24 protein-coding genes are annotated in these 26,418 nt (G+C 64.5%); 14 read left to right on the top strand and 10 right to left on the bottom strand.

Going from position 1 to position 26,418, the window contains the following annotated elements:
* Window positions 1-19 precede the first annotated feature (19 nt).
* Window positions 20-889: a hypothetical protein gene (locus ACIBTM_RS36415; RefSeq protein WP_395881706.1), complete on the bottom strand. Its 870-nt coding sequence runs from the start codon at window positions 887-889 to the stop codon at window positions 20-22.
* On the bottom strand, window positions 889-2,388 hold the full coding sequence (gene hutH, locus ACIBTM_RS36410; RefSeq protein ID WP_395881705.1) for a histidine ammonia-lyase: 1,500 nt from the start codon (window positions 2,386-2,388) through the stop codon (window positions 889-891). The genes ACIBTM_RS36415 and hutH overlap by 1 nt, the downstream gene beginning before the upstream one ends.
* Before the next feature lie 1,671 nt (window positions 2,389-4,059).
* Here hutH and ACIBTM_RS36405 point away from each other — a divergent pair.
* The 9 genes from ACIBTM_RS36405 (at window position 4,060) to ACIBTM_RS36365 (ending at window position 13,658) form a co-directional block, all read left to right on the top strand.
* Entirely contained in the window at window positions 4,060-4,662 is a 603-nt protein-coding gene (locus ACIBTM_RS36405) for a LuxR C-terminal-related transcriptional regulator (protein WP_395881704.1), read from the top strand.
* A gap of 362 nt (window positions 4,663-5,024) precedes the next feature.
* Entirely contained in the window at window positions 5,025-6,035 is a 1,011-nt protein-coding gene (locus ACIBTM_RS36400; RefSeq protein WP_395881703.1) for a S1 family peptidase, read from the top strand.
* Between the two features lie 297 nt (window positions 6,036-6,332).
* Entirely contained in the window at window positions 6,333-6,701 is a 369-nt protein-coding gene (locus ACIBTM_RS36395; RefSeq protein WP_395881702.1) for a putative quinol monooxygenase, read from the top strand.
* A gap of 124 nt (window positions 6,702-6,825) precedes the next feature.
* Window positions 6,826-8,646 (top strand): FAD-dependent monooxygenase, encoded by a 1,821-nt coding sequence (locus tag ACIBTM_RS36390; RefSeq protein WP_395881701.1) that lies wholly within the window; start codon window positions 6,826-6,828, stop codon window positions 8,644-8,646.
* Between the two features lie 82 nt (window positions 8,647-8,728).
* Window positions 8,729-10,372, top strand: a complete 1,644-nt coding sequence (locus ACIBTM_RS36385) for an FAD-dependent monooxygenase (RefSeq protein WP_395881700.1) — start codon at window positions 8,729-8,731, stop codon at window positions 10,370-10,372.
* A 93-nt stretch (window positions 10,373-10,465) separates the two neighbouring features.
* Entirely contained in the window at window positions 10,466-11,068 is a 603-nt protein-coding gene (gene wrbA, locus ACIBTM_RS36380) for an NAD(P)H:quinone oxidoreductase (protein WP_395881699.1), read from the top strand.
* Window positions 11,069-11,660: 592 nt separating this feature from the next.
* A complete protein-coding gene (locus tag ACIBTM_RS36375) occupies window positions 11,661-12,077 on the top strand; it encodes a hypothetical protein (protein ID WP_395881698.1) in 417 nt (138 codons plus the stop codon).
* 32 nt (window positions 12,078-12,109) lie between these two features.
* Window positions 12,110-13,321 (top strand): flavin-dependent oxidoreductase, encoded by a 1,212-nt coding sequence (locus tag ACIBTM_RS36370; RefSeq protein ID WP_395881697.1) that lies wholly within the window; start codon window positions 12,110-12,112, stop codon window positions 13,319-13,321.
* A gap of 76 nt (window positions 13,322-13,397) precedes the next feature.
* On the top strand, window positions 13,398-13,658 hold the full coding sequence (locus tag ACIBTM_RS36365; protein ID WP_395881696.1) for a hypothetical protein: 261 nt from the start codon (window positions 13,398-13,400) through the stop codon (window positions 13,656-13,658).
* A 106-nt stretch (window positions 13,659-13,764) separates the two neighbouring features.
* Here ACIBTM_RS36365 and ACIBTM_RS36360 read toward each other — a convergent pair whose 3' ends face one another.
* From ACIBTM_RS36360 to ACIBTM_RS36345, 4 genes are all read right to left on the bottom strand, one after another.
* Window positions 13,765-14,163 (bottom strand): nuclear transport factor 2 family protein, encoded by a 399-nt coding sequence (locus ACIBTM_RS36360; RefSeq protein WP_395881695.1) that lies wholly within the window; start codon window positions 14,161-14,163, stop codon window positions 13,765-13,767.
* Window positions 14,160-14,624, bottom strand: coding sequence for a cupin domain-containing protein (locus ACIBTM_RS36355; protein ID WP_395881694.1), 465 nt, complete (start codon window positions 14,622-14,624; stop codon window positions 14,160-14,162). The genes ACIBTM_RS36360 and ACIBTM_RS36355 overlap by 4 nt, the downstream gene beginning before the upstream one ends.
* 19 nt (window positions 14,625-14,643) lie before the next feature.
* Complete coding sequence (locus ACIBTM_RS36350) at window positions 14,644-16,200, bottom strand: flavin-containing monooxygenase (protein ID WP_395881693.1); 1,557 nt, start codon at window positions 16,198-16,200, stop codon at window positions 14,644-14,646.
* 99 nt (window positions 16,201-16,299) lie between these two features.
* On the bottom strand, window positions 16,300-17,115 hold the full coding sequence (locus ACIBTM_RS36345) for an IclR family transcriptional regulator (RefSeq protein ID WP_395881692.1): 816 nt from the start codon (window positions 17,113-17,115) through the stop codon (window positions 16,300-16,302).
* 41 nt (window positions 17,116-17,156) lie between these two features.
* Between ACIBTM_RS36345 and ACIBTM_RS36340 the strand changes: the two genes are divergently transcribed.
* Genes ACIBTM_RS36340 through ACIBTM_RS36325 form a run of 4 tightly spaced genes read left to right on the top strand, consistent with a single transcriptional unit; the run spans window position 17,157 to window position 20,360 of the window.
* Window positions 17,157-17,975 (top strand): SDR family oxidoreductase, encoded by an 819-nt coding sequence (locus ACIBTM_RS36340; protein WP_395881691.1) that lies wholly within the window; start codon window positions 17,157-17,159, stop codon window positions 17,973-17,975.
* A gap of 14 nt (window positions 17,976-17,989) precedes the next feature.
* Window positions 17,990-18,526 (top strand): cupin domain-containing protein, encoded by a 537-nt coding sequence (locus ACIBTM_RS36335; RefSeq protein WP_395881690.1) that lies wholly within the window; start codon window positions 17,990-17,992, stop codon window positions 18,524-18,526.
* Window positions 18,523-19,425, top strand: coding sequence for an alpha/beta fold hydrolase (locus tag ACIBTM_RS36330; RefSeq protein WP_395881689.1), 903 nt, complete (start codon window positions 18,523-18,525; stop codon window positions 19,423-19,425). The genes ACIBTM_RS36335 and ACIBTM_RS36330 overlap by 4 nt, the downstream gene beginning before the upstream one ends.
* The gene (locus ACIBTM_RS36325) at window positions 19,425-20,360 is read left to right on the top strand and encodes a 2,3-dihydroxyphenylpropionate 1,2-dioxygenase (protein ID WP_395881688.1); all 936 of its coding nucleotides are present in this window, start codon (window positions 19,425-19,427) and stop codon (window positions 20,358-20,360) included. Before ACIBTM_RS36330 ends, ACIBTM_RS36325 begins: the two co-directional genes overlap by 1 nt.
* Window positions 20,361-20,570: 210 nt before the next feature.
* On the opposite strand, the gene ACIBTM_RS36320 is transcribed toward ACIBTM_RS36325, so the two are convergent.
* The gene (locus tag ACIBTM_RS36320) at window positions 20,571-20,849 is read right to left on the bottom strand and encodes a hypothetical protein (protein ID WP_395881687.1); all 279 of its coding nucleotides are present in this window, start codon (window positions 20,847-20,849) and stop codon (window positions 20,571-20,573) included.
* Between the two features lie 172 nt (window positions 20,850-21,021).
* Between ACIBTM_RS36320 and ACIBTM_RS36315 the strand changes: the two genes are divergently transcribed.
* A complete protein-coding gene (locus tag ACIBTM_RS36315; RefSeq protein ID WP_395881686.1) occupies window positions 21,022-21,435 on the top strand; it encodes a nuclear transport factor 2 family protein in 414 nt (137 codons plus the stop codon).
* A gap of 510 nt (window positions 21,436-21,945) precedes the next feature.
* On the opposite strand, the gene ACIBTM_RS36310 is transcribed toward ACIBTM_RS36315, so the two are convergent.
* From ACIBTM_RS36310 to ACIBTM_RS36300, 3 genes are read right to left on the bottom strand one after another with little or no spacing between them, the layout of a single operon-like run.
* On the bottom strand, window positions 21,946-23,589 hold the full coding sequence (locus ACIBTM_RS36310) for a methyltransferase (RefSeq protein WP_395881685.1): 1,644 nt from the start codon (window positions 23,587-23,589) through the stop codon (window positions 21,946-21,948).
* A gap of 23 nt (window positions 23,590-23,612) precedes the next feature.
* Window positions 23,613-24,977: an aldehyde dehydrogenase family protein gene (locus tag ACIBTM_RS36305; RefSeq protein ID WP_395881684.1), complete on the bottom strand. Its 1,365-nt coding sequence runs from the start codon at window positions 24,975-24,977 to the stop codon at window positions 23,613-23,615.
* Window positions 24,977-26,053: an AMP-binding protein gene (locus tag ACIBTM_RS36300; RefSeq protein WP_395881683.1), complete on the bottom strand. Its 1,077-nt coding sequence runs from the start codon at window positions 26,051-26,053 to the stop codon at window positions 24,977-24,979. Before ACIBTM_RS36300 ends, ACIBTM_RS36305 begins: the two co-directional genes overlap by 1 nt.
* Window positions 26,054-26,418: the final 365 nt, after the last annotated feature.

Genomic DNA, 26,418 nt, shown 5'->3' with positions numbered 1-26,418 from the left:
TGCGGGCCCACACCCGTAGTCACGCTGTGCATTTCATTCCTCCACTGTGGGTGCTTGCCAGGAAGACGGCCATGTCACGCACCATCGCCGGCAGGTCGCCGGGCAACTGACGGCAGACATCCTCGTAAAGCGAGATGTCCAACGGATGGCGCAAGAGATCGCACTGAACCGCCGCCATCCGGCGGATCGCGTGCGCGACGAACGTATCGCGGGTTACCGGCCCGCGCTCGATCAGAAAGAACCTGTCGAAGAGGTCCCGCTCAGCATCCGTCGCACCTTGGTTCGCCCGCCGGCCGCTCTGCTTGAGCAGTGACGCGCCTTGCGGTACAAGAGCCTTCGCCACCGTGACATGGACGAGGCGGTTACGCATGAGCGCGGCCTTCAGCGTGCTGTTCGCCGGAAGGCTGAGCCGTCCGAGCAGCTGAAGAATCCGCTCGTAGTCGCGGGCCCAGACACCACTGAAACCGGGATGCGCGGCAGCCATCTCCGATCGGATGGCCCGAGCGTACGTGCCCGCCGTACAGCTTCCCGCATAGAGGAACATGGCCGAGTAGCAGTCATACCACCACGCGACCTCGTCGACCCGCTCCCGTGTCGGTCCATCGTGGACCATGAACTCGAGGACCTCGGTGATACGCCGCCAGATACAAAAAGTCACATGGTGGCCGAGCAACCACCGATAAAAGGCGCGCTCGTCCAAGGTATCGGGCGGAGTCAGCTCGTCAGCGGACGGCCGGAGCGCCACGGCAAGGTCCGCCGAGAAGTCCGTGATCCCCGCGGGGCTCCCCCAGACCCCGAACCGTTCCGATGGCATGGGCATGGGGAGGGCCTGAATATCGAATCCTGGTCGCTCGACGACCGCCACCGGCGATCGGACCACGGAAATCATCATTGGTCCCGCCAATCGGCGAGATGCTCGTCGACGACGTCGGCGGCGGTTCGGACGTCCTCGTCAAGCGGCCGGTCGATGTCGATAGGGGGGATGGCGGCGGCGAGCCGATCGTAGAGTTCCACACAGAACGGGGCGGTCGGGGTTCGATCACCCACGTGCCCGGCCTGGCGAAGTCCCAGCGCGAGCGAACCTTGCAGCAACCGCAGGGAACCCGCCAGTTCTCCGGCGTTCAAGGCCGCTTGAGTGCCGAACGGCACGATGTCCTGGTTATGCAGGTTGGTCGGCACACTTTGCATGCTGGCCGGAGTGGCCGAGCGCCGCATGTCTACGACGATGGCCGTGGAAACGAGCTGTACACCCTGCATTCCGTGCTGTCGTCCGGGAGCCGCCGAAAGCATCGGTGGCAGCCCACCGTTGCGGTGCGGGTCCACGAGCAGGTCAAGCTGCCGTTCCGCGAGATTGCCGGTCTGGATCGCGACTAGAGACAGCAGATCACTCGCGAAGGCACAAGGCTGCCCGAAGAAGTTGCCGCCGTGCGCTACGAGGTTCTCCTCGGCGAAGAACAGCGGGTTGTCGCTCACGCCGTTGAGGTCGTTGTCCACGACCGTACCGGCGTAGGCGATCGCCGAACTGGCAGCGCCGAGCAGCTGAGGCGTGCACCTGATGCTGTACGGCTCCTGCAGGGGACGATCACCGGTCGGGCGGGTCCCCGCCAGCATCGCCGACATCCGTTCCCCCGCCACTGCCGCCTCAGGATGGCCATAGGCAGCCAGCAGCGGCTGAGACAGGAACGCGGGTGTGCAGCCGAGCAGGTCGGCCAGCAACGCGGTCAAGGCAAGCGCAGACGACGACGAACGTCGAATCGACGTCCACGCGAGCGCCGCCGCGGCAACGGTCACCGACGTCCCGTTGACCAGAGCCAAAGCGTCGCGTCCATCGAGCTGGAGAGGCTCCAGCCCGGCTGCCGTCAGCGCTTCCGCCGAGGGCATCCGGCGGCCCTCGAAATAGGCATGGCCATGACCGCGCAGACACTGTGCGACATGCGCGAGCGGGACGAGGTCACCACTGGCACCCACCGACCCCAGAGAGGGCACGGCAGGCGTGAATGAGGTGCGCAACATCGCGCACAGCGTGTCGATCACGGCCGGTGACACTCCGGACCTGCCCTTGGCCAACGACCAGAGCCGGGTGAGAACGGCCGCACGAACCACTTCTGAGGGCAACTCACGCCCCTGCCCCGCGGACAGATGCTGGAGCGTGTTGTCACACTGATCGACCAGCGAATCACGTCCGGCGAAAGTGACGAGCGGCCCGAAACCGGTCGTCGCGCCATACACCTCGTGTCCCTCGGCCAAGTGCGTGTCGACGAAAGCACGACACTGTTTCAGCTCAAGACGTGCAGCGTCCGACAACCGCACATCGACGGGCAGGTGTGAGCGGGCAAGGAGATCGGCGTCAAGTCGCCTGTCCAACGCTATCTCGCAGCTTTCCGTCATACGACAATCTCCCGAACTAGCCAGTTTCACGGATGGCGGCTTCACCGCCGATCAGTCAGGTGGAATCATCAACGTTCAGAGGGCTGACTCGACGGCTTTCAGAACCGGCGCAGCGATAATTTACCGACCAGCCCATGATGCCGCTGACACACTACCTTCGCGTTTCTGCGCGAACCACCGAAACCGACCCGAGCTGCCCGAAATACTCTGCAAACTTCCCCAAACCGCTTCCATCGCTCTGACCCTCCCGATTTCCCGGCAAACTTTCGTTACCGAATCGGTGCCCTGCGCCCCATTGTGCGGCTTCCTCTCGATCGACATGAACTTTAGTTCAAACTTGGCCATAAACGAACTCGAGAAGAGCTATGTATGTTAGTGGCCCCGTGGGCCCGCCCGCTTCGACGGGCGGACCCACGGGAGGGGAAGCAGAGGGACGGGAGCCTCTGCTTCCGGCGAAGGGTTGGTCTCAACCGATCGTGCCGCGACGGTTCCGAAGTTTCAGCTCCCCAGCTCACCGCACCGGATGCGAGCCGACCGGCGGATCCACTGTAGACGCGTACTGCCCCACGCCCCTTCATCCAATCCCGCCATGGGATTCCAGGGCACGACTCTGATACCGGCTCCTCCATCTCTGCGGTGACCAGCCCCGTCTGGGCAAGCGTCGGGAACGCCTCGCAGAGTCCGTCGGAAACCCACGAGACCTGGCACCGTGCGACGGACGGGACTGCCGACAGAAGTGATCTTGTCGTCTCCATCGAGCCCACTTCCTGCGCCGATCCGTTCTGCGGATTGCCGGGTGCTCCCGTCTCCACTTCGTACGACCAGTACACCTTGGCCAACTCATATGGTCACACGATGATGTCGCAGGCGCGATCATCGTCCGACCAGTCCGCACGCCCGCCGATACTCGACCAACGACCAGTCGGTGGCTCTGTGGTTCTGCCCGGACGGGGCCTACTCATCCTCGCCGTAGTCACTCAGGATCACCCCGGTGGCCGGTAGATCCTCGTTGCTCGACGAGATCGTCCACGACGGCACCCCCGCGGAATGCCGGCCCGCCCGCGTCGAATGCAGTCGCGGCGTTCAAATCCTCATACGGAGCCGGATTCCCGACGCCCATGGCCGACCTAATTGAACGGTCGAAGCCCAAGCTGCTTATGCGACCGTATCGCGGCGGAGGCATTTGAGGAGCCTGTCATGGGCGCGCGTGACGGTGCCGTTTGCGTTCCCGGAGGGACGGCGAGTGCGTTCAGCCGGACAACACGCGGCGGAATCCGGCTGCGACGAACCGTCCGCCCAGTTGCGTTTTCGCCTGTCTCGAATGACCTAAGGCGAGCAGGATCTACCCTCCGCAATCCGTGTACGGAAGGGCAGACTTCGCGCCCCTCAGTCTCTCCCGCCTTGACTGCATGTACGTCGAACTGGACGCTCAGCTGCGAAACGCGCCGATTTGGTCGACTGAACAGCAAGGTGTGCCTTATCAATCCTGCAGAACGCGGCGCTCCGGTTCGTCCGAATCGCCGCATACGGTCTAGCGCGTCGGAGGGGATCAAGTCGGAGTCGAAATCTTCCCTGCCTCAGGAAGGGCAGGTGCGAGGGACCGGGTCCGACCCCTGCCAGGGAACGTCGGCCACCTGGGCGCTTCTCACCGGGACGAACGGGACCCCGTCCATGCTGCTCGCGATTCGCGATTCCCCGTGGAGGAGACAGCTCTGCCGGTGGCTGGAAGCCATGGGCGTCACCCCTGTGTCGCAAGCCAGGTCGATCGACGCAAGGCCGAAGAGGGAGCATTCCGACAGCGACGATCTGGTGCTTGTGGAGACGTATCAGCCCGATGGAGATGCGCATGCCGTGGTGTCCGAACTGCGCAACGAAGGTTGGCACAGGATCATCGTTGCGGCCGAGGGACCTGACCCTTATGCGGTACGGGACGCCCTGCGGACAGGCGCCAGCGGCTATCTCTTCCTGCCGAACATCGACGATGACCTTCCCGTCCAACTGGATGACGACGTCGTCCCACCGTCGAGTGACGACCCATTGTTCCCCGGCAAAGCTGTCGATAGTGTCGACGGCAAAGCGCAAACACTTTCGCCTCCTGAGATCCGCGTGCTTCACTTGGTCGCGAAAGGGATGACGAACAAGGAGATCGGTGAGGCACAAGGGTTGTCGCCGTTAACGGTCAAGAGACACCTGGCGCGGATCGCTCATAAACTTCATACCGGCGACCGGGCACAGCTGGTCCTGTTGGCCATGCGGGCCGGTGCATTCCGCTGACCGCCACGTGCCGGCCGGTCTGAACTCGACTGCGGGCGGCGACACGGCCGAGGCCGTACCGTGCGACAGCACTGCCTCCCAAGGCGAATCGAGATCTGGGTGGCGGCGTGTTCAAGAAGGTCGCCTGTGTTCAACGGCTGAACACTCGCGGCAACCCGGCACCTCTGGCTCTTGCGCGGCAAACCGAAGACCGCGCCCCGTGGCGACAACCCCAGCATGAACGGCGAGAGGGTGACCGGCGGCAGGTTCGTGAGGTAAAACCCTACAGATCGGCAATCGCCAACGAACTTCGATTGAGCTTCGGTCATCGGTGCCGGACCGTCGCTGCCAAGTGTCGGACTGGAACCCTTTGGAGCGTATTGATGAATCTCCGGAAATCCTTGGCGATCGCGGGCACTGCGCTACTACTGACGGGGGTGTGCCCTGTCGCCGCGTCGGCATCGCCAGTCGCCTTCGGGCCACTGCGGACACAGGCCCTCGTCCACGCCACCCAAGTCGCGGACGCGCTCGGGACTTCATCTTCCGGCGGGATCTACCTCGACGAAGACAAGGCTGTCGTGAACGTCGTCGACGACAAGGCTCTCCGATCAGTGCGGGCCGCGGGCCTCACCGCCCGGAAGGTCAAGCGCACCTTCGCCGCACTGACCGACATCAAGACCCAGTTGGACGCGGTGAAGAATGTTCCGCAGACTTCGTGGGGCATCGACACCCGGGCCAACCAGGTTGTGGTCACGATCTACGCGGCGGCCACGAAAGCCGTCGCGGACCGGGTCGCCGCGGCGGCCGCCGGTTACGGTGACAGCGTTCGTGTCGAATATCGCTCCGGGAAGCTCAAAGCCCACCTCGCCGGCGGCGACGCCATTCACAACGACAAAGGCATTACCTGCTCGCTGGGATTCAACGTCAAGGCCGGCGGGCAGCCGTTGTTGCTCACCGCCGGGCACTGCACTGACCACGGTGGCGTCTGGAGTGGCGGGGACGTCACCGGCGCCAAGATCCTCCTCAGCGACTCTCCCGGCGCCGATGTGGGTGTGCTGTCCCGGCCGAATGGCACCGGCCCCGGCGTGATCAACACCGGCCAGAGAATCACCGTCGCGGCCAACCCGGTCGTTGGCGAGCAGATCCGGTCGCAGGGCAAGACCACCGGTAATCGCGGCGGCCGTGTCTTCTCTGTCGACGAGACAGTGAACTTCGACTTCGGCGAAGTCAAGCACGAGTTCGGTGCTGACATCGTTACCGCCGCCGGTGACTCGGGTGGCCCTGCCTACGACGGTGAAAAAGGTCTGGGCACGCTGTCCGGCGGCAACGACCAAGTCAGCTACTACTACCCGCTCGTTCGTACGCTGCAGACCTATGGCTTGAGCCTGGCCTGAGCGGTCGTAGTCGTAGAGGCCCTCCGACGTCACACGTCGGAGGGCCTCGGGCGTGGACAATTGGGCAGAGTTTCGCTCCCGATTTCTCTGATTCGAGAAATGCAGGCCACCGCACGGCCGCCAAGAATCATCGTTGATCGCACCAGGGATCCGAGCGAAGTCCCACCACGCGGGACTCGGATTGTGTTGTCTCGGCCGTCGGCTGCGAATCTGGGCAAAGCGCACCGGCGGACCTTTGGCATTCGTGCTGGCTCCTACTCAGGGCATAGGTCCGCACACACATGATAGGAGAGGCCTGTGAGCACCAAGCTTGCCGTTCTGCCAGAGCCCGATGTCGATGAGACCGGCCCTTACTGCCACCTTGGCTTCGCCGAAGCCAAGCCGGGATACGAGAACACGGTCGAGAAACTGATTCTGGACTTGGTAGAACCGTTACGAGCCGAGCCCGGAGCCATCGAGTTTCACGTGCACCGGGACCGGACTGAGCCGAGGTTGTTCGTGATCTACGAGGTGTTCCGCTCGAAGAAGGATCTCGAAGAACATATCACTCAGCCTTACACGCAGGAATTCATCCAGAAGATCCAGTCCTGCGTCACGGGACCGCTGCGCCAGCAGTTCCTGCGCATGTGCAGCGAGCTTCCCGCAACGCGAGTCGGCAAGGGGTGACGTCATGGTGCTCCTCACCATCGCTTTGGTGACACTGATCGTTCTCGTACTTCGTCGCCTCTGGGCACGGATCACCGGGAAGCCCATGCCACGCGTCTTCAGGCGGCCGGGCAAAGCCGGAACAGTGCGAGGCTTCCTCGAAGGGCTGGGCAAGGCCAAAGCCCCGGCCCGGTCCGCAACCAACCTGACCGCCATGGAAGTGGACGGATGGCGTTGGGCCGCTGACGCCGCCCGACGAGAAAGCCTGGCGACGACCGGGAAGACTGACGTGGCGGACTGCGAGGTTCTCGTGGTCGGTGCCGGACCGAGCGGTCTGATGACCGCAGCACTGCTGGTCCGTCAGGGTGTCAAGGTGCGCGTTGTCGACGCGAACACCGGCCCCGCCGTCGAATCGCGCGCGTTCGCCGTCCAAGCCCGCACCGTTGAGCTCTTCCGCAGCATCGGGCTGGCCGACGAGTTGCTGCGGCGTGGTGTCGTCACGTCGGGAATCAAGTTCCACATCAAGGGCAAAGACGTGGGCGGCCTGGACTTCGACCGGTCCCGGGCGACGACCACGCCGTACCAGTTCATCCTGATGGCACCTCAGGCCGAGGTGGAAGAGCTGCTGCTGCAGGATCTCGCTCGCCACGGCGTGATCGTCGAACGCGGCACTCGCCTCGTTTCGCTTACCCAGAGCGAAACCAAGGTCACTGCCCAGCTCGTCCGGAACGGTCACCTCGAGCGCGATCGTGCCCTCACATGTCGTTACGTCGTCGGCGCCGACGGCGCCCACAGCACAGTGCGTAAGCAGCTCGGGCTGACCTTTGACGGAAGCCCGTACCTCCAGCGCTATCTGCTGGCCGACTGCCGGGTCGAATGGCCCTTCGACCACTCGCACTTCCGGGTCTTCATGAAGGGCGACCGCATCGGGCTCTTCCTGCCGCTGCAGGGCTCCGCAGTGTCTCGCGTCATGGCCACCGACCTCAGCCCACGCGATGATTCGACTACCGATCGCGCGCCAGTGACTCTGGAGCAGCTCCAGAAAGACCTGCGCGAAGCCATGAACGTGCCGGTCACCCTCAGCGAACCTGTGTGGACCAGCCGATATCAGGTGAACCTCCGGCAGGTGGAGCGCTACCGGGTCGGCCGGGGTTTCCTGGTCGGCGACGCCGCACACATCCACTCGCCCGCGGGCGGCCAAGGGATGAACACAGGCCTCCACGACGCGGCCAATCTCGCCTGGAAGCTGGGCGCTGTCCTCCGGAACGGTGCTGCCCCGGCGCTGCTCGACACCTACGCCGAAGAACGGCACCCGGTCGGTGTCCAGTTGCTGCGATTCACTGATCGGCTGTACAAGGCCGCTGCCGACCTACGTAGCTGGCAGGCGTGGTTCCGCGACACCGTCGGCCCGTTCTTGGTCGCCAGGATGTCCGCGACCCCGCTACCTCACCGCAAGGCCTTCCAACGGCTCTCGCAAATCAGCCTCGCCTACCCGGCCAGTGAGTACAACGTCAACGAGTTGCTGTACTCCCTCAAAGGCCCGCTCGCCGGTCAACGCGCCCCCGACGCGACGCTCAGCACCGAGCGGCAGATGTTCGATCTGCTGCAGGGCTACCAGCTGCAGGTCGTGGCGCTGTCGCGCAAACACCTCTCCGAGGCCGAGATCACTGAGCACACCGCCCAGCTACGCAGCATCGCCGCCTTCGGCGGGAACATCGCGACCCATCTCGTCGGCCGGGTGGCTTGCCGGCGCGACGACCGGGTCGAGTATGTCGACTCGCCTCAGGTGTTCGAGCACTACGGCCTGACCGAACCGGACTCCCAAGCCCTGTACATCGTTCGGCCGGACGGTCACATCGCGTGGCGCATGGACGAACTCGACTACGACTCCTGCCGACGTTTCCTCAGCAAGCTGCACGGCGGAATCGCCGCCTGCGAGGAATATCGGCAAGCGGCCGCCGCATGACCACCCGGCTGATTTCGCTATCACGAGCCTGTCCCCCGGGTTCGGCACGCCTCCGGCATCGGGAAGATCTCAAGGAGGGTACGTGAGCATTTCGCCAACCGTGGACGGCGTGCCCCATGAGCACGTCCCGGTCCTGATCGTCGGAGGCGGTGTCGCCGGGCTGACAGCGGCGCTACTGCTGCGACAGCACGGCGTCGACACTTTACTGGTCGAGAAGCACGCGGATACGTCGCCCCTGCCGAAGGCACGCCGATTCAACCCTCGCAGCAATGAAGTGTTCCGCATGCTGGGGCTGAGCGATCAGGTCTCGGAGGCCGCCAGGCCACTCGCGAAGTTCACCAGGATGCTGGCCGGCCCGACCTTGGCCGAAGCGGGCTCGCCTCCACCTCCGGCGGGGCGGCAGCCGGGAACGGCCCCGGATCCGCGCGCGTTGTTCGCCCGCTACAGCCCCTCGCCACCCATTCTGTGCCCGCAAGACGTTCTCGAGCCGGTGCTTCGGCAGGCAGCCCAGGCACGTGGGGCGCAGGTGCGGTTCGCCACCGAACTCGTGGCGTTCAGCCCGTACGACGACCACGTGACCGTCAGGCTGCAGCACACCAGTAGTGGCGAGTCCTACACCGTGGTCGCCGACTACCTCATCGCGGCCGACGGAGCTCACAGCCGGATCCGCGAAGCGCTCGGGATCCCGCGAAGCGGTGCAGAGCACCTCGCCGACAACCTCGACATCTGCTTCCGCGCCGATCTCACCGATCTCGTGCGCGGCAAGGAGTTCAACATTTGCCGTATCGAGAACCCGGCCGCTTCGGGCGCGTTCGTCTCGGTCAACGGCACGGACCGCTGGCTGTTCTCGACGTCGGACTTCCCGGTGGGTGACCGGCGCGCCCGCGACCTCGAAGACCACGAGTGGGAGCAATTGCTGCGCACTGTGCTCGGTGTGTCCGATCCGGACTCCGTGGACATCGAAATCCTCTCCAGGATGCCCTGGGAATCGGGGATGTACGTGGCCGACCGGTTCGCCGAAGGGCGGGTGTTCCTCGCCGGCGACGCCGCACATGTGATGCCACCGATGGCCGCGGCCGGAGCCAATACGGCGATCGCCGATGTCGCCAACCTTGCGTGGAAACTCGCCGCCGTACTCGGCGGGAGCGCCTCGGCCACGCTGCTCGAGAGCTACCACGCCGAGCGGCATCCGGTCGGCTACGCGACCGCCGCGTTCTCCAGCCAGGTCCGCGGCCACCTCGGCACCATGGCCAAGGCGGTCACCGGCGGCGGCGACCGCCCCGTGGACATGACCGCCGGGATGTTCGGGGCTCAGTACCCCGAAGGAGCGTTCGTTTCCGACGGTCGCGACCCCGCACCGTGGGACCGATACGCCCCTGGCGGACGGCCAGGAACCAGGATCCCGCATGCCTGGCTCGACGCCGACGGTGAACGTGTATCCACTTTGGACATGGTCGGGACGGATTTCCTCATGCTTACTGGGCCGGACGGTGAATTCTGGCAAGAGGCAGCGGCCGTGGTCGCCGCGGCCCACGGAATCGGCCTGCGGACGATCCAGATCGGTGAAGACGAAGCCGGAAAAGCCTGGCTCGCCGAATCGGAGCTCACCAGCACGGGCGCGTTGCTGGTCCGTCCGGACGCGATCGTGGCCTGGCACTGTCCTGCGGGCCCGGCGCGGCCCGCCGAGTCGCTCGGGTCCGCGCTGGCGCGGGTATTGAGTCGATGACCGTCCGATTCCATGTTTTCAGTCGCGAAACCCGTGTCTGGAACGAAACCGCCGGCACAAAGCCGACGGCAGAAGAGATCGAGAGGAACACCAGTGACCAAGGTTCTTGTCCTGTACTACAGCATGTACGGGCACATCGAGAAGATGGCCTATGCCGTCGCTCAGGGCGCGAGCACCGTAAGCGGGACGAGCGTCGAGGTCAAGCGGGTACCCGAGACCATGGACCCTGAGACGTTCGCCGCGGCGGGTGGCAAGACCGATCAGCCCGCTCCGGTGGCCGTACCGTCGGAGCTGGCCGATTACGACGCGGTGATCTTCGGCACCGGCACTCGCTTCGGGAACATGACCGGCCAGATGCGGACGTTCCTGGATCAGACCGGGTCGTTGTGGGCCTCTGGTGCCTTGGTGGGGAAAGTCGGGTCGGTCTTCGTCGCCAGCGCCACTCAGCACGGCGGCCAGGAGTCCACCGCGCTCAGCTTCCACACCACGCTGCTGCATCATGGCATGGTCGTCGTCGGCCTTCCCTACTCTGAGCAGCGCCAGATGGGGATCGACGAGCTCAAGGGCGGCAGTCCCTACGGCTCCTCGACGATCACCGGTGGCAAGGGCGAGCGGCAGCCCAGCGAACTCGAACTGGGCATGGCCAGTTTCCAAGGTGCGCACGTCGCGAAGATCGCCTCTCATCTCGCGCGGTGAGACCTGCTCTCAGGACGGTCGTGAGTGTTCTGGGTCGTAGAACGTCCCAGAACACTCACGACTCCGCGCCTGGCCATACTTAGCGGGGAGCGATCATCTCGTCAATTGCAGACGGCAGAAGCTCACGACCCTCAAGTATGTCCGCTTGCGCGTGCCGGCCGGCCGGTAGCTCGCGTAGCGTCGATCAAGCCGGACGAGCGCGTGAAACGTACCACCGCGTCCATCCGACCCATCGCCACATCGACCACCCCATAAAACAATGATCTACGACAACGGCACCAACAGTAATTGCAGGAGCAGTCGCAACATTGCCGACCGCCAGCAAATTCATTGCGACACTAGGCTGATTCGGCATCATGGCTTGAGCCGGCACACGGTCAGGCCTACCGTGTACAGCACAACAATGTATGGCATCGCACGATGTGCGAATGCGGCGACCTGACCATGAACTGTTACCTCAATAACACGGTCCGGGGTGGACGAATGCCCTGTTCCAACCCAGGGAGAATCCGATTTGAAATATTCTGGATATCCAGCCCTCCCGCGCAGGCTTCTTACCAGTACCTACGGACATGCAACTCTGCTTTCGCAGGTGTTCTATGGCGAACAGATCGCAGCAGAGGTGGCGCCAACGGTTGACGTCGGCTTGATTGACCAGTCGTACCCGCTTGTCGTGAGTCTGACCGCCGACAAGACCACTCGATCGGTCCGGCTCCGGGGACGGACCTCCGGGGCTGCCTACGTCGATGCCACCTGCGTGCTCGTGCCCGAGCACCTCCCGAGCGAGGTCCTCCGCGACCTCGCAACCACTGACGTACCCCTCGGTGCACTCCTGCACTGTCACAAAGTCCCAGTCCTCCGGCGGATCATCGCCTCCGGTTTCGACGAGTCTGGTGCCGACCAGAGACCATGGCGGCGATCGATGGTCTCGACAGCGCAGGGCCTGGCCGCCGTCGTCCACGAGATGTTCATCCTGCCCGAGAGGGCGAGGTGCGAATGCGTGTCTTAGTCGCTGGAGCGGGCATCGGCGGGCTCACTGCGATGCTCAGCCTGGAGGCAGCCGGGATCGAAGCGATATGCGTCGACGCCGCCTACGAAATTCGTCCACTGGGCGTGGGCATCAACGTGCTGCCGCATGCCGCTCGTGAACTGATCGAACTCGGCCTCGGCGACGCCCTTGCAAGTTCCGGTGTACCTACTGCAGCGCTCGTCTATCATGATCGTTTCGGCAGGCCGATCTGGACCGAGCAGCGTGGTGTCGCAGCGGGCTACCACTGGCCGCAGTACTCGATTCACCGGGGTCGACTCCAGCAACTGCTGCTTGATACCGTGCGCCGGCGCGTGGGCGAGAGGGCAGTCCGCTGCGGCGTCGCGGTAGAAGACTTCCGAACTGGCCGGACTGAGGTGTGCGTGGCCCTGCGGTCGCGCCACTCGGATACTCGCGAGGTCGTCTCTGCTGACGTGCTGGTCGGCGCCGACGGGATCAACTCGGTCGTCCGCGGCAAGCTGCATCCGAGTGAGGGGCCGCCAATATGGAGCGGTATCAATATGTGGCGCGGAACCGCGGAGCGGGAACCTTTTCTGGGTGGCCGCACGATGATCGTGGCGGGCAGCAACCTCTCGTCGAAATTCGTCGCGTACCCGATCTCGGCCGAGGCGGAGAGTCGAGGACGTGCACTCGTGAACTGGGTTGCCGAAGCAAAGGTCGCAGCACCGGGATCGGCGCCGGAAGATTGGCGACAGCGTGGCCGGCACGACGACTTTCGAACGAGATTCGCCGACTGGCGCTTTGACTGGCTCGACGTCCCAGCGCTCATCGAAGCCACCACCGACATCATCGAGTTTCCCATGGTCGATCGCAATCCGTTACGTCACTGGGGCGAGGAGCGCGTCACACTCCTCGGTGATGCTGCACATCCGATGTACCCGGTCGGGTCGAACGGGGCGTCGCAGGCCATCCTCGACGCCCGAGTCCTGGCGTGGTGCCTTGCGGAAAGCGACGACCCACAGGTCGGGCTGCGGTCCTATGAGGCGTTACGTCGTCCTCCGACCACAGAGTTGGTCCTTGCCAGCCGCGAACTGGGTCCCGAACGGATCATGGCCCTCGTCGAGCAGCGGACCCCCGACGGCTTCGGCCGCATCGAGGACGTGCTGAATGCCGGCGAGCTGGACGAAATTATGTCGCGATATCGCCAGCAGGCCGGTTTCTCCGTCGCAGAGCTGAACGTACGTCCCTCGTGGACTGTTTCGTGACAAAGCTTGCCAGGTTTCCGACCCGATACCAGGCCCGTTTCTCGTGGTACCCAGCATTGGAGATGCACGATGACCGTTGATCGTCCGCCCCGGCATTTTCTCACCAGACCGCAGCGGTCACTCTCATCGCCTGGACGAACGCCTGGTCATCGATGCCAGTCATGGCAATTGCGCGAAGGACCATGAGCGCCAACGGATCGTTGCCTCTCAGATCGGTCGTCAGGTCGCAGCCGGCAACACGGCGATCCGCGGGGTCATGCTGGAAAGCTTCCTGCTGGATGGGAGACATGAGGTAGTGGACGGCCACCAGTTGGACTGCTGGCCGAAGTGTCACTGATGCGTGCCTGGGCTGGACTGTCACCACTGAAGTGCTCACCGAGCTCGCCGCCGCAGCGAGCCGACGGCGCAGCAGCGGTGAGAGGCCAGCACTCGTAGAGCCGGCGTCAGTCTTCCATGACCACTATCCCGAGCGCGGGAGTGATGTCCATGTGGACGCGGTAGTCGACCACGTCGTCACCGTCCATTTGCATCACCGTGACACACGGCAGAGCGAGAGCCGTGCCGTCGGGGGCTTCCGTCTCGATCGTGAACCGACAGAACAACTGATCGCCTACCTCGGCGACTTGGTCGACAATATGACGCACCCAGGGCAAGGCGCTCGCAGCACCGGCTGTGGCCGCGACGATCGCGTCCCTGCCGGTCAGTGTCTCTCCATTGCCGAAGGTGTACGTGGCATTCTCGGCGAACCAAGCGCCAAAGGCTTCCGCGTCACCGACGTCCACGGCTGTGCACATGGCATGCACCATCTTCTCCCGCGCTTGGCGGGTGGTCGTGCTGCTCATTTCCGTAGTTCCAGTCCGTGACGAGTCATGATCTGCCCCACGAGAGTCATGTCTCGAGGGCCAGGCGGCAACTCACTCAGCTCCTGATAATATTTCTCGAGTCCAGGCGGCGAAACGATCGCGATGATCCGGGTCTCCTCGTCGAACGGATTGTAGAACCTGTGCGGAGTCCCGCGTGGAGTCAGCAATGAATCGCCTAGGGAAAGGACGTAATCTTCACCGTCGAGTTCGACCACGACCTTGTTCCGCACACAGATGAACAGCTCGTCTTCACGTGTGTGGACGTGGGTGGGCGGTCCGCCGAGGCCCGGAGGCGCGACGTACTCGAACAACGAGTACGCACCCTTGGTGTCGGCACCGGTCATGCGGGTATAGATGCCCAGTCCGATCGCCCCGACATCGGTGCCCTCGCCGAGACCGACGACGTGGTGCGCTCGTTCGGCCGGAATATCCGTGTCCATGTCCGTCTCCTTACCGCGGTCAGCTCGCCGCGTTGGTGTGTTTTGAAGTACCAGCACCGCCGCCGGCTGGCAGCCGGGTCACGTTCGTGGGCAGAGCCCCGTCCCCGCCCGCTAGCCGTTCGAGCACCACGGGGGTGACCTTGCGGTACGCCGCGGGAGAGATCGGGTTCAGCCAGTGCCCTGCCCGGGTCATGCGGCCGATCTGCACATCGAGGTCGCCCAGTACTTCGTCGACGTTGTGCATCGAAAACGGAATGATCTTGGTTCCCCGGCAGTGGTGGGCGTCGGTCGCATCGTCCAGGAAGGCGAGCTGGCCGATGACGTCGGCACGGCGGTCCTTCTCGGCAGGCAGTTCGAGGGCGCCGGCGAGATCTGCGGCGATCCACAGCGCCGCCATCTCGGCGTTGAGCGGGCTGAAGAACGATGAGTTGTAACCGTTGAAGTACAGACCCGGAACGTCGAGTGGCTGGATCTGCCGATAGAGCATGAAATTGCCGCGCTCGTCGAACAGCCGCCGCGACACGGCGTCGCTCAGAAACGGCACGCCCTGGATGTAGCCGGTCGCGCAGACGACCAGATCGGCGGGAAGCACGCTGCCGTCGGCCAGTTCGGCGCTCGGTTTGCCATCGACGACTCGGAGCCGCTTCACGGTCATATCACGGTGCACTCGTATCGAACCGTCGGCTACGCCCTCGAAGAAGCCTTCGGTGGCCAGCCCGATGGCACCTTTGACGATGTCCTCCATCCGACCGTGGGGCACCAGGCCGTGCTGCTCGAGCCGAAACTGCCTTACCGACACCGCCCCGACGGAATTCAACATCGAGCGCCGCATCCGATCGCCAGGGCCGTGCAAGAACTTCTCAAAGCCTCGAAGCCATCGGTAGCGGAACAACGCCTCACCCATCCGGGTCAACAGCAGCATCTTGAAGTTCAGGAATCCCGCGACCTTGCGGGGCACCTTCCACAGCAACTGCCGGGCGATGACGTCGGTACTCGCCGCGACCTGGCTGATCGGCACGGTCACATCGCAAGCCGACTTCCCATAACCGACGACGAGTACATGCTTGTCCCGCGTCTCCTCCACATCATGGATTTCACAGCCCGCCAGCAGCCGTCCTCCAGCAGCCGCGAACTCCTCATGACCAGAAAAGGCGGGGAGTGAGGGCTCGCAGAACACGCCGTTGGCGACGACCACCCGATCATAAACCGCTTTGGCCTCCTTCCCCGCCGACCGCGTGATCACCCGCCACCCGTCCCCGACCGGCACGGCGGATTCGACCGTGTGCGCAAGCCGCAGACACGGGCCGAGCCCGAACTCCGTGACGTAGGACTCCAGGTATTCCTGCACCTGAGAACCGGCCGGCCACTCGGGGAAATGCTTGGGCATCGGGAAGTCGGAGAACGAGTACTGAGCCTTGGGGCTCTGGGTGGTGAGGCCCGGGTAGCGACGAGTCCGGCTCCACACACCACCGACGTCGGGCGCCTTGTCGAAGATCTCGACATCGTGGCCAGCCTGAGTCAGCACTTTGGCCGTGGTGATACCGGCGATTCCGGCGCCGATGATGGCGACACGCATGTCTGTCCTCCTGATGCGGGGGTCTTTGCCGAACGGGTCGGCGCGATTCCGCCAGCCTCAGGTACGGCACGTCCGAGGCCCAAAGGAAAGTCCCACTGGCTAGGACGGCAACTCCAGTTGCGGACGCGGTGCGGCCCATCGCCGTGTCGAGTAGGCCCGCGTGGCCGCCGCCGACGCCATCCGCACAGCGGGCCCTACCCGATCCGGGTGAACCACAGCGGTGGGGCCGGTGACCGACAACGCCGCGGCCACCTTCCCGGTGAAATCGAAGATCGGCCCGGCGACGCAGCTGACTCCCAGGTTTCCTTCTTCTCGCTCGTAAGCCCAGCCGCGTTCATGGATGGCGACGAGTTCGCGCCGGAGCACCTCCGGGCTGGTGATCGTACGCGGAGTGCGCCTGCTGAGCCCGCTGGCGACCACGGCTTCGATGGTTTCTTCGTCGGACCAGGCCAGAATCACCCTTCCCAGCCCGGAGCAGTGCGCTGGGACCACGCCTCCCACCTGCGAGAGCATCGGCATCGGACGGTGGCCGGTGATCTTCTCGACCACCAGTACCCGAGCGCTGTCGAGCACGCCGAGTTGCACTGTCGTGCGGGCCGCGGCGTAAAGGTCCTGCAGGTACGGCAACACCGCCTCACGCAGTTCGTGCCGCACCGGTACCAGGCCGGACAGCTCGAAGAGGCGGTTACCTATCCGATATCGATCACCGGGCTTGTCGAGCCAGCCGAGCTGCACCATCCGCGACGCGGTGCGGTGCACGGTCGAACGTGGCAGGCCAGAGCGCTCCACGAGTTTGGCCAGGCCGAGTTCGCGATGTGCGGCGTCGAAGGCATCCAACAGCGCGGCCGCACGTTCGAGCGAACCGGTCGCTGGATCGTCGCCCACCGATCGGGCGTCCCGCGGAATGGGACTCATGTTTGGTATGCCTCGCTCACGAGTCGAATGTAAAACACACTATGAACAGCTACCAATCCCCGATCGATCACACTTTCGGTCGCCCTCCGCCTGCTGGTATCCGCACCGCTCTCGTCGGCGGCGGTGCAGGCGGGATCGGCGCGGCCACTGCTCTCGCGCTGGTCAGAACCGGCCACCGGGTTGTGCTCGCCGGTCGCACCGCCGGCCGCCTCGCCGCCACTGCGTCGACTCTCGGCGACTCCGCCGACTACATCGTGTGCGACCTGGCAGATCCCGCTGCGGTGACGGACGCTGTCGCCGAGGTACACAACCGGCACGGCTCGCTCGACGTCGTAGTCGCCAACGCGGGCGGCCCGGCTCTCGGCCGGGTCCTCAATGTCCCCGACGAACAATGGCACCGCGACCTCGACCTGTTGTTGCTCGGCCCGCTCGCTTTGATGCGTGCCGCATTGCCCGCGATGGCCGCGCGAGGATTCGGGCGGGTTATCGTACTCACCTCGACAGCGGTGCGGCAGCCTCAGCCCCAACTCGCCACGTCGACAGTGCTGCGCTCAGCGATGACGGCAGCCGCCAAGCTCGTCGCCCGCGAGTACGCGACGGACGCGGTCACTGTCAACTGCGTCGCCCCCGGTGCGACCCTCACCCCCCGGCGGTTGGAGGTCCTCCGTGGTCAGGCCGCTGCCAAAGGCATGAACCTCGACGACACCATGACGGGGGACAATGCCGACATCCCGGCCAAGCGCGCGGCGAATCCCGCTGAAGTCGCCGCGGCGGTGGCATTCCTGGCCTCACCGGAAGCGGCTTACGTCAACGGCACGACGTTGACCGTTGACGGCGGTCGCACGGAATACCCGCTTTGAAAGGACGACTGCTCATGGCCACCTCGGGTCCTGGTTTCTCCATGGCCGACTTCCTCGCAGGCATCACCCATACGGTGCGCCCCGGCGGCGGACGCCCGCTGGTGGTGCATGACCGTGATCTCGAGACGATCCCATCCGGCACGGTGTCGAATCCGACCACATTACGAGTCGCGGGCACACTCCCCACGACGACTTTCGAGCTGTTCCGGCAGGTGATCCCACCCGCCGGAACTTCGGACATGCAACGGCATTACCACGAAACCGTCCACTTCGTGCTCACCGGAACCGGGCACAGCGAAATCCAGGGTGCAGACGGGGACGCGCCAGCCGACATCGTCAACTGGACCACCGGGTCATTCATCTACACACCGCCGTGGGCCTGGCACCGCCACTACAACGACTCGGCCGAACAGCCGGTGGAGTTCCTGACCATCGAGAACTCCAGGTTGCTCGGCCTCTTCGGGCTGGCCCGGCGTGAGAGCGCCGGACTCGTCACCCTCGCCGAGGCCCGGGCACGTTTCGACCACCACGAGAAAGGTACGGAGACATGAGCACCACAACCCGGCCGATCCCTGACCACATCAGCATCTGGGGCGAACTCTCCGATGTCGACCACATCCTGCACCACGTCGATGTCCCCTTGGCCGGACGCACGGTGCGCACCCGGGTCCTGCAAGCGGGCACCGGCCCGGAACTCGTGCTCCTCCACGGCACCGGCGGGCATCTCGAGGCATACGCCCGTGACATCGCCGGCCTCGCGTTGGACTTTCATGTCACGGCCTACGACATGGTGGGCCACGGCTGGTCGGACCTACCTGACCAGCCGTACACCATCGATGTCCTCTCCGATCACCTCGTGTCCCTGCTCGACACTCTCGGTATCGGCCGGGCGCACCTGTCCGGCGAGTCGCTCGGCGGCTGGGTGGCCGCGTGGGTGGCCGCTCACCATCCCGACCGTGTGGACCGGCTTGTCCTGAACACTCCAGGCAACATCGCCAACAAGCCGGAAGTGATGACCCGGATGCGTGACAGCACGATGGCGGCGGTTCGCGACCCGAGTGACACGACTGTCCGACGCCGCGTCGAGTTCCTCTTCCACCACAAAGAGATGGTCACCGACGAATTGGTGAACCTGCGTCGCCAGGTTTACTCCCGCCCTGGTTTCGTGCGCGCGATCAGCAACACCTTGGTGCTGCAGGATCCGGAAGTCCGCAAGGACTTCGCGTGGGATCCGTCGTGGGTCTCGCGGGTGACCGCACCTACTCTCCTGCTCTGGACGAGCCACGACCCTACAGGCGGCCTCGACGAGGCCGAAATGCTGCTCGGCTGGCTGCCTGACGCACGCCTGCACGTCATTGAGGACGCAGGACATTGGCCACAATGGGAGCAAGTCGACCAGTTCCTCGAGACACACCACACGTGGCTTGTTCACGGAAAGGATCCCTCCTGATGGCGGAGATCATCGGCTTCGTCGGCATGTCCCACAGTCCATTCGCGACCCTGTTGCCGCCCTCGCGTGTGGACAGCCCCGGTGGGAAGTTCCTCAGCGACGCGGAGCGAGTTCGCCGTGCCGTCGAACAGCTCGCGCCCGACGCGATCGTCGTTATCGGCCCTGACCACTTCCACAGCAACTTCTACGACGTGATGCCGCCTTTCGTGCTCGGTGTCGAGGAGGCCATCGGCTTCGGTGACTACGGCAGCACCGACGGCCCGCTGCCAGTGGAAGGCGCGCTCGCCTGGTCGACGTATTCAGGACTTGCCGACACCGGGTTCGACTTGACCCTGTCGTATTTCCTCACCGTCGACCACGGCATCGTGCAAGGCTACGAAATGATCACCGGTGGTACTTCCTTGCCGATGGTCCCCCTCGTCGTCAACACCGCCGCGCCTCCCCTGCCATCGCTACGGCGTTGTGTCGAAATGGGACAAGCGCTCGGAGCGGCGCTGCGCTCGTCACAGTTCCGTGGCCGGATCCTGATCGCGGCCAGTGGTGGCCTGTCGCATTGGCTACCCTCGAACGATCCACGCGATCCGTCTGTGGGTGGCGAGCGGCGCATGGCGCTGATTCACGGCCGCGCCGATGCCAAGGCGTTCGCCGCGGCCCGTGAGCCCAAGGTACGCGCGATGGGTGGCAATTCGAACGCACGAGTGAACGCCGAGTGGGACAAGTGGTTTCTCTCCAGGCTGACCGCCAACGACGGTGACGCAGTCGCCGCGCTCGGTCACGAGAAACTCGAAGAAGAGGCGGGCAGCGGAGGCCACGAGGTGCGGTGCTGGCTGATCGGCCAGGCCGCTGCCGGGCGACCGCTGGCGTGGACCAGCTACGAGCCAGTTCCCGAATGGATCACCGGCATGGGGATCGGCACCACGTTCCCCGTCAGCTGACCGTGTTCGACGGCCGTCTCCGCCAAGAGAGTCGATACGCGACCGCCGTCCCTGAGGACAGCGGCCGTCCCGACCGTGGGTGGTGATCGTTACGTCGTCGGTCTCGTGGTCCGGGTGAGGATGTCCAGCGGCATCCTCAAGACCACCATGCCTGCGCCGATTGTGCGGAGTTCGCCGTCGGTCATGGTCGTGCGTACCATCTCGGCTGCGTCAGTGTCGCGGTTGAGCGCTGGGTTCAGTGCGTTGAGGTGACTTCTTTCCCCGGAGCCGGGACAGAACGTTGAGGTGCTTGTGCCCGAAGACCGCCGACGAGGTACCGGCGTTCTTGCGCACACCGACGTCCTCGAACTTCGGCCACACCTTGTACGCGGCGATCTGATGGTTCTGCTGCACAGTCGAGGCGTGTGCTACCACGCTCGTGCCGATGTTGTCGCGCGAGCCGGCCGGGACGTGTCCCGGCCCCGGCGCCTTCCGGTTCGGCAGGTTCAATGCGCAAGAGTACGCTGAGGTACGCGATGACCACGGCCTGCCGGACTCACGATCAGTCGCTCGTCCGGATGCGGCGGAAGCCCCGACTCGCCTCTACACAGCTTGCAGTACGGCGGCGATCACGGGCTTGGCCGGGCCGGACAGGAGACAAGCGCCGGAAATTGGAGTAGTCATGACTGCTCACCCAGAAACGTCGACGACCCACCCGAATGTCAACACGCTGCGGATGATCTACGCCGATCTCAGACGTCTGGGCGAGTTCGCCGCGGACGATGTCGTCCTGCACACCGCAGACCGGGAGGTGAACCCGGTCGGCGCCAAGGTACGGGGTAGAGAAGCGGTCGTCGGTAAGGAGCGAGAACTGATCGCACTCACCGGCGACACTCTCTTCATGGACGTTCAGGACATCGTGGCGAACGATTTCTTCGGAGCCGTCACCGGGATACTGCGAGCCCACCGGGATGGCAAGGTCCTTGCAGTCCCTTTCTGCGGCGTCTGGCGCTTCGTTGACGGCCGGATTGTCGAGCACTGGGAGAACGCCTACGATCTCTCGGCGTTCGTCGACTTCCTCACTGGCGATGAGTGAGATGCGGCTCCGAGGTGGAATCCGAGGACAGGGTGAAACCGTCCTCAGATTTTCGACGCACAAGGTACAAGGAGGTCGGCTGCCTGATCTGCCCCTTGCACGTGTATTCAGATTGAAGTCACGGTAACGGAGCCGGTCGTGCATTCATGAGATCGGCTCCGGGTCCGTCTCCCGGCAGACACGGCACTGGCGAGCAGTCGCAGCAGGCGATACAGGGATTGCTCATGTGTGCCGGTTGTCGCGGCAAAGTGCGCTACCGTCTTCGACTCCTCGACGACCCGTTCGGCTGATGGGCTGATCAATTCGCTCGATCATGCGCTCTCCGAAGGTCTACCGGACGACATCGAGGAACGGAAGCAGCATCGCCACACGTCTCGATAAACCGGTATCGCCAGTGGCCGGCACCAGCGCGGCGGCAACCGAGCGTCGCCTTTGCGGGTGAGTAACGACCAACCCACGTCCGCGGGCGACCCACGTGACGATGCCGCCAGCCGGTCGTCCTGTCTCGTGTCACTCCAGCGGGGAGCAGACGAGGAGGCTCATTTCCGCCGGCAGCCGTTGTGTGGAGTCAAGGCTGAATCCCGCCTTGGCGAGCAGGGCTTCGTACTGACCTCGAGTCCGTTCCCGGCCACCAGTGATCGCGAGCATCTGCATGTCCCAATCCGCGGCGAGACAACGACCACCGTTTTCCGGCAGCAGTCTCTCGACCACCAGCAGGGTCGAATCGGAACCGCAGGCCTCGCGACAGGCCTGCAAGATGCGGATGCCATCGGCGTCGGCCCAGTCGTGGAGGACCCTGGAGAGCAGGTATACGTCGTGACCGGCAGGTACCTGTTCGAAGAAGTCCGTCGGCTCGGCTGCCAAACGTGTCGCCAGCTCCGGTTCGATCACCAAGCCGGCGCACACGTGCTCACGGTCGACGAGCACTCCCGAAAGCCCCTGATTCGCACGCAACACACCCCGCAACAGCGTGCCGTCACCGCCGCCGATGTCGGCCACGGACGAACTGCCGGAAAAGTCGTACTCGGCCGCGATCCAGTGCGAGATCAGGCCGCTCACCGCCGACATCGCCCGGTCGAACCGCCGCGCCGACTCCGGGTGGTCGGCGAAATAGTCGAAGTGTTCGACGCCGAATGTGAGCCCGAAGGCACTGCGTCCGGAGACCACCGACGGCTCGAAGTTGTCCCAAGCATCGTAGAACTCCTCACCGTAGAGGAGGGTCAAATCTCGGAATGGGCTACCGGACCTGAGGAGTTCTCCCGTCGCGCCGAGCGCGTACTGCAGGGTGGAATCGACGCACAGAACGTCGATCCGTGTCAGATAACGCAAGAACCGCGTCAACGGCTCGACGTCGGCCCCGAGCGCCCGTGCGATCTCTTCGGCGGTGCGCGAGCAGCCGGCGAGAACATCGGCGACACCGAGCTTCGCCGCGACATGAACAGCCCTGGCCGCCCAGTGCCCGGCGAGGATGCTGAGCAGGTGATGTTCGTCCGCGCTCCTGGAGTCCAGCCGGTGCTCGGCGACGACGTCACGGGCGTCACCAGCGCAGGTGAGCTCTAACCGCGCCCCGGAAGCCGAGTCGAAATAGAGGACTGAGTCCCCACCATCGGCCTGGTTCACCCAGGGGTTGTAGCCCCCGCCGCTGGGCCGCAGCGCGAACTGGCCCACCAGCAAGTCCCGGAGGGCACCCAGCTCGCCCTCCGCGCATTCGCCGACTCGGAGTGCGAAATGGTCTTCGTTGGCTTCCCTGCGTTCCCGTTCGATCATCTCGGGACTGGCATGCCGCGGATCAACGCAAAAGACTTCGACGCCTCGCCGCGTCCCTGGCGAAATCTCAGTCGCGGCGTTGACGATCGTGACGTCGAGGTCGCCGGAGATCGAGTACCGCTCCATGAGGCGTTCTCGGACGATGACGCTGGGCGCTGGAGGGGCTACTTCGAAGCCGTTTTCCCTGAGAAACGACACCACGGCGGCCACCGATTCCGGAAAGATGAGTGTCGCCGCATGCTCGAATGAGCATGCGGCGACGAAGCGCGCCATGGTGTCCCTCCCGACCCTGACGCCGGACACCCGTTCGAGCGTACGCGCCGTGTCGAGTTCCGCCAGCTCACCGAGCAGCCGGGTCAAACTGACTTGATCGATCCTGTCGAGCATGTGTGCCTCCTTCAGTGAAGATGTCATCGGCCAAGCACTGTCTTGCTGCGCATCAGGAATTCGGCAAGGTAGCCGTCGTGGGGCAGAGCCGGTTGCATCAGAAAGGTGGGAAAATGTCCTATATGGACATTTCGAATCGAGTCAGCCGCGACAAGCCGGTCAAGCAGGTCGTCGTCCACGGAGAACACGGTGACGACCAGACTGTTCTCGAGTTGGGAGATGCCTTTCGCAGACCAAGGAAGTACCCACACACACGGAAACGGCAATTCGATCTGGGCCCTCTCCGTATCCACCGGTCGATCGAGCAGGATCACGGCGGGCCGCAGAACAGCTCCTCCGCCGGGAAGCTCATCGACGAGCCCAGGGCCACCAAGCAGCCGAGCACTGTGGAGCTTGCTCCGTAGATACGCCTCGATCGACCGTGCCTGCTCGCTCGAGAACGCGGGGAGGACCGCTCCATCAAGTTCCGGCGCCGCAGGGGGAAGCGACGCCAAACGTTGATGGAGCGCTTCCGCCACCGGCACGGGATCTCCGGCGACGAGTACCGCGGTGGCGTTCACACAGGCCGTCCCGCCGTAACCACTGACCGAATCGACGATGACGTCGAGATGACGTTCCCAGTCGTTGTCCGCCAAGAGGATCTTGCTTCGACCCGGCCCCTGCACCAGGACGTTCTCCTCAGCCGCATAGGTGTTGACCATGTCTTCGCCGCCGTACACGATCGCGCGATCCGCGGCGCGAATGAGCGTATGCGCGGTCGCGCGGTCCGAGGGCAGCAATGCCACGTGGTCCGGAGCGAATCCAGCGGCACGGAGTGCCAGCACCAGTCGATGAGGAGTCAACGGGTCACGACTGGACGGGCGGACCGCGACGCGATAGCCCAGCGCAAGCGCTTCGAGCCACGCCGCATGGACGCCGGGATGGTTTCCTGGGGCGTGAACCACGAGTACCTCGCCGCGACGTCCCCATACCGCACGTTGGCTGTTGATCGCACCGGTCCGCCAGTCTGCCTCAGTACCCGCGGGGCGGGCCGCCTCGACCACGGACGCTGCTGACTCAGCGGCTCGCACAATCGCTTCGGTCGCGGCACGAACCGCACTGACCGGCACGCCGCTGACCCGCGCCACCAGCGAGTGATGCTCGGCCAGCGAGATATCCCCCGTCTCACTGGCGAACAGACGCGCGGCCTTGGCCAGCGCGGAGTATCTCGGCGACGGCGGCAGTGGAGCCGCCGAGCGGAGCCGGGAGACCACCCGCCGCGCATAGAGGGGCGGTACCTGGCTGAGTTCGGCGACCGGCACCCCGGCCACATCGGCGATCGTCAGCCGCTTGGCGGTCCGGTACGGCCCATCGGGTCCCAGCGCGTCGACCGGGTACAAGGCGGACATCAATACACGCCTTCGATGACTTCGGTATCGGCGAAGCTCGGCATGGGAGCCACGTCCGCGACCGAGGCGCCCATCGTCCCGGCGGGGGCGGCGATCCGGGTAGCGAGATCGCGTTCGAGGTTGTTCGGAAGCAGCAGGGACCTGCTGATGTGATGCATGACCACCTGGCCGCGCTCGCCGTCGGCCACCTCTTCCAAGGTCTGCGGGTCGACGACGGAGAAGCTCATTGCCGGGGAGAAAGGGTCGAATACGCACTGAAGGCCCGCAGGTTTCCCGGGGCGTTCCATAGCCCCACCGAGAATGGTCGTGCTCCCGTACATCCCGTGGATGCCGACGCGTGGGAGAACCTCGGTCCGGAGCAACTGCCGGGAGTCTGGATCCAGGTGGGCGCCACCCCAAAGGACGGCACTCACCTTCCGCCGGATGAGGTCGGCGATGTCCTCCTGAGCGACCATCCGCTCCAACAGCGGCGGCGGTACGACAAGAACGTCGATCGGCTGCCATTCCAAGATCGACACGGTCTGCTCGATCAAATGATCGATGTAGCGTGAGGCCTCGGCGTCACGCTTTTCCCGCAGGCTCCGCTTCACCCATCGCGGATCGAGGTCGATGGTGAAATGCACACCGCGCCGATGCCTGACCAGTTCGGCGATGATGCGACCGAACACGTGCGGGCCGGTCGGTGTCACCGCGAGCCAGTTGCCCCCAGCCGGAAAACCCAGCACGTCCATCCGGCGACTGGTCCAGGCGACGTAACTCTTCAACCACTCGGCGTACAGTGGCACCCGTTTCGATGCACCAGTGGTACCCCCACTGTCGTAGACCCCTACGATATCCGGGCACGAACCGTAACCCCGAGGAATGAGATCCGCGATCGGCGTGTACCGCAGTTCGTCGACCACATTGGGAAAGAGCCTCAAATCGGCGTGTGTGCGCACGTCCCGGCGCGGATCGAACTCGAGGACCCGCTGCTTTTCCAACCAGAACTTCGAACCCGTCTCCGGCGCGAAATGCCACTCCATTGCGTCGGCAATAAAGCTTTCATTCACCGAGATCTTCATAGCCGTCTTGGGCATCGCTTCCCCAATTATTCTTCTCGCTTCGAACCGGGCATCGCCGATGGTCCGATGCCCGGCGGAACGGATGAGACCAGCACCTGGTTCAGGTTCCACTACGAGGAAGGCGCGCACCAGCGGTCAAGTCGAAGTGAAGCTTTTAGGGCAACCGTGAGTGGCGATTGTGCTGTTCACCACGTTCCCCGAGGCTGCGACTGGGCCGATCGCCTGGGAGTTCCATGACCCGACCGGACTACAGCATGATCTCTCGATTAATCGCGGCAGCTCACCCGATCGATCCACTCAGGACAACGGGACTACGGCGACACCGCACCTGACTCACAGCTGCCCCGCTGCGGACCATGTCACTTGAAAGGGTTGTTCAA

This window comes from Amycolatopsis sp. NPDC049868 (assembly GCF_044461365.1).
GTDB lineage: Bacteria > Actinomycetota > Actinomycetes > Mycobacteriales > Pseudonocardiaceae > Amycolatopsis.
This window is presented reverse-complemented; position numbering and strand designations above follow the sequence as displayed.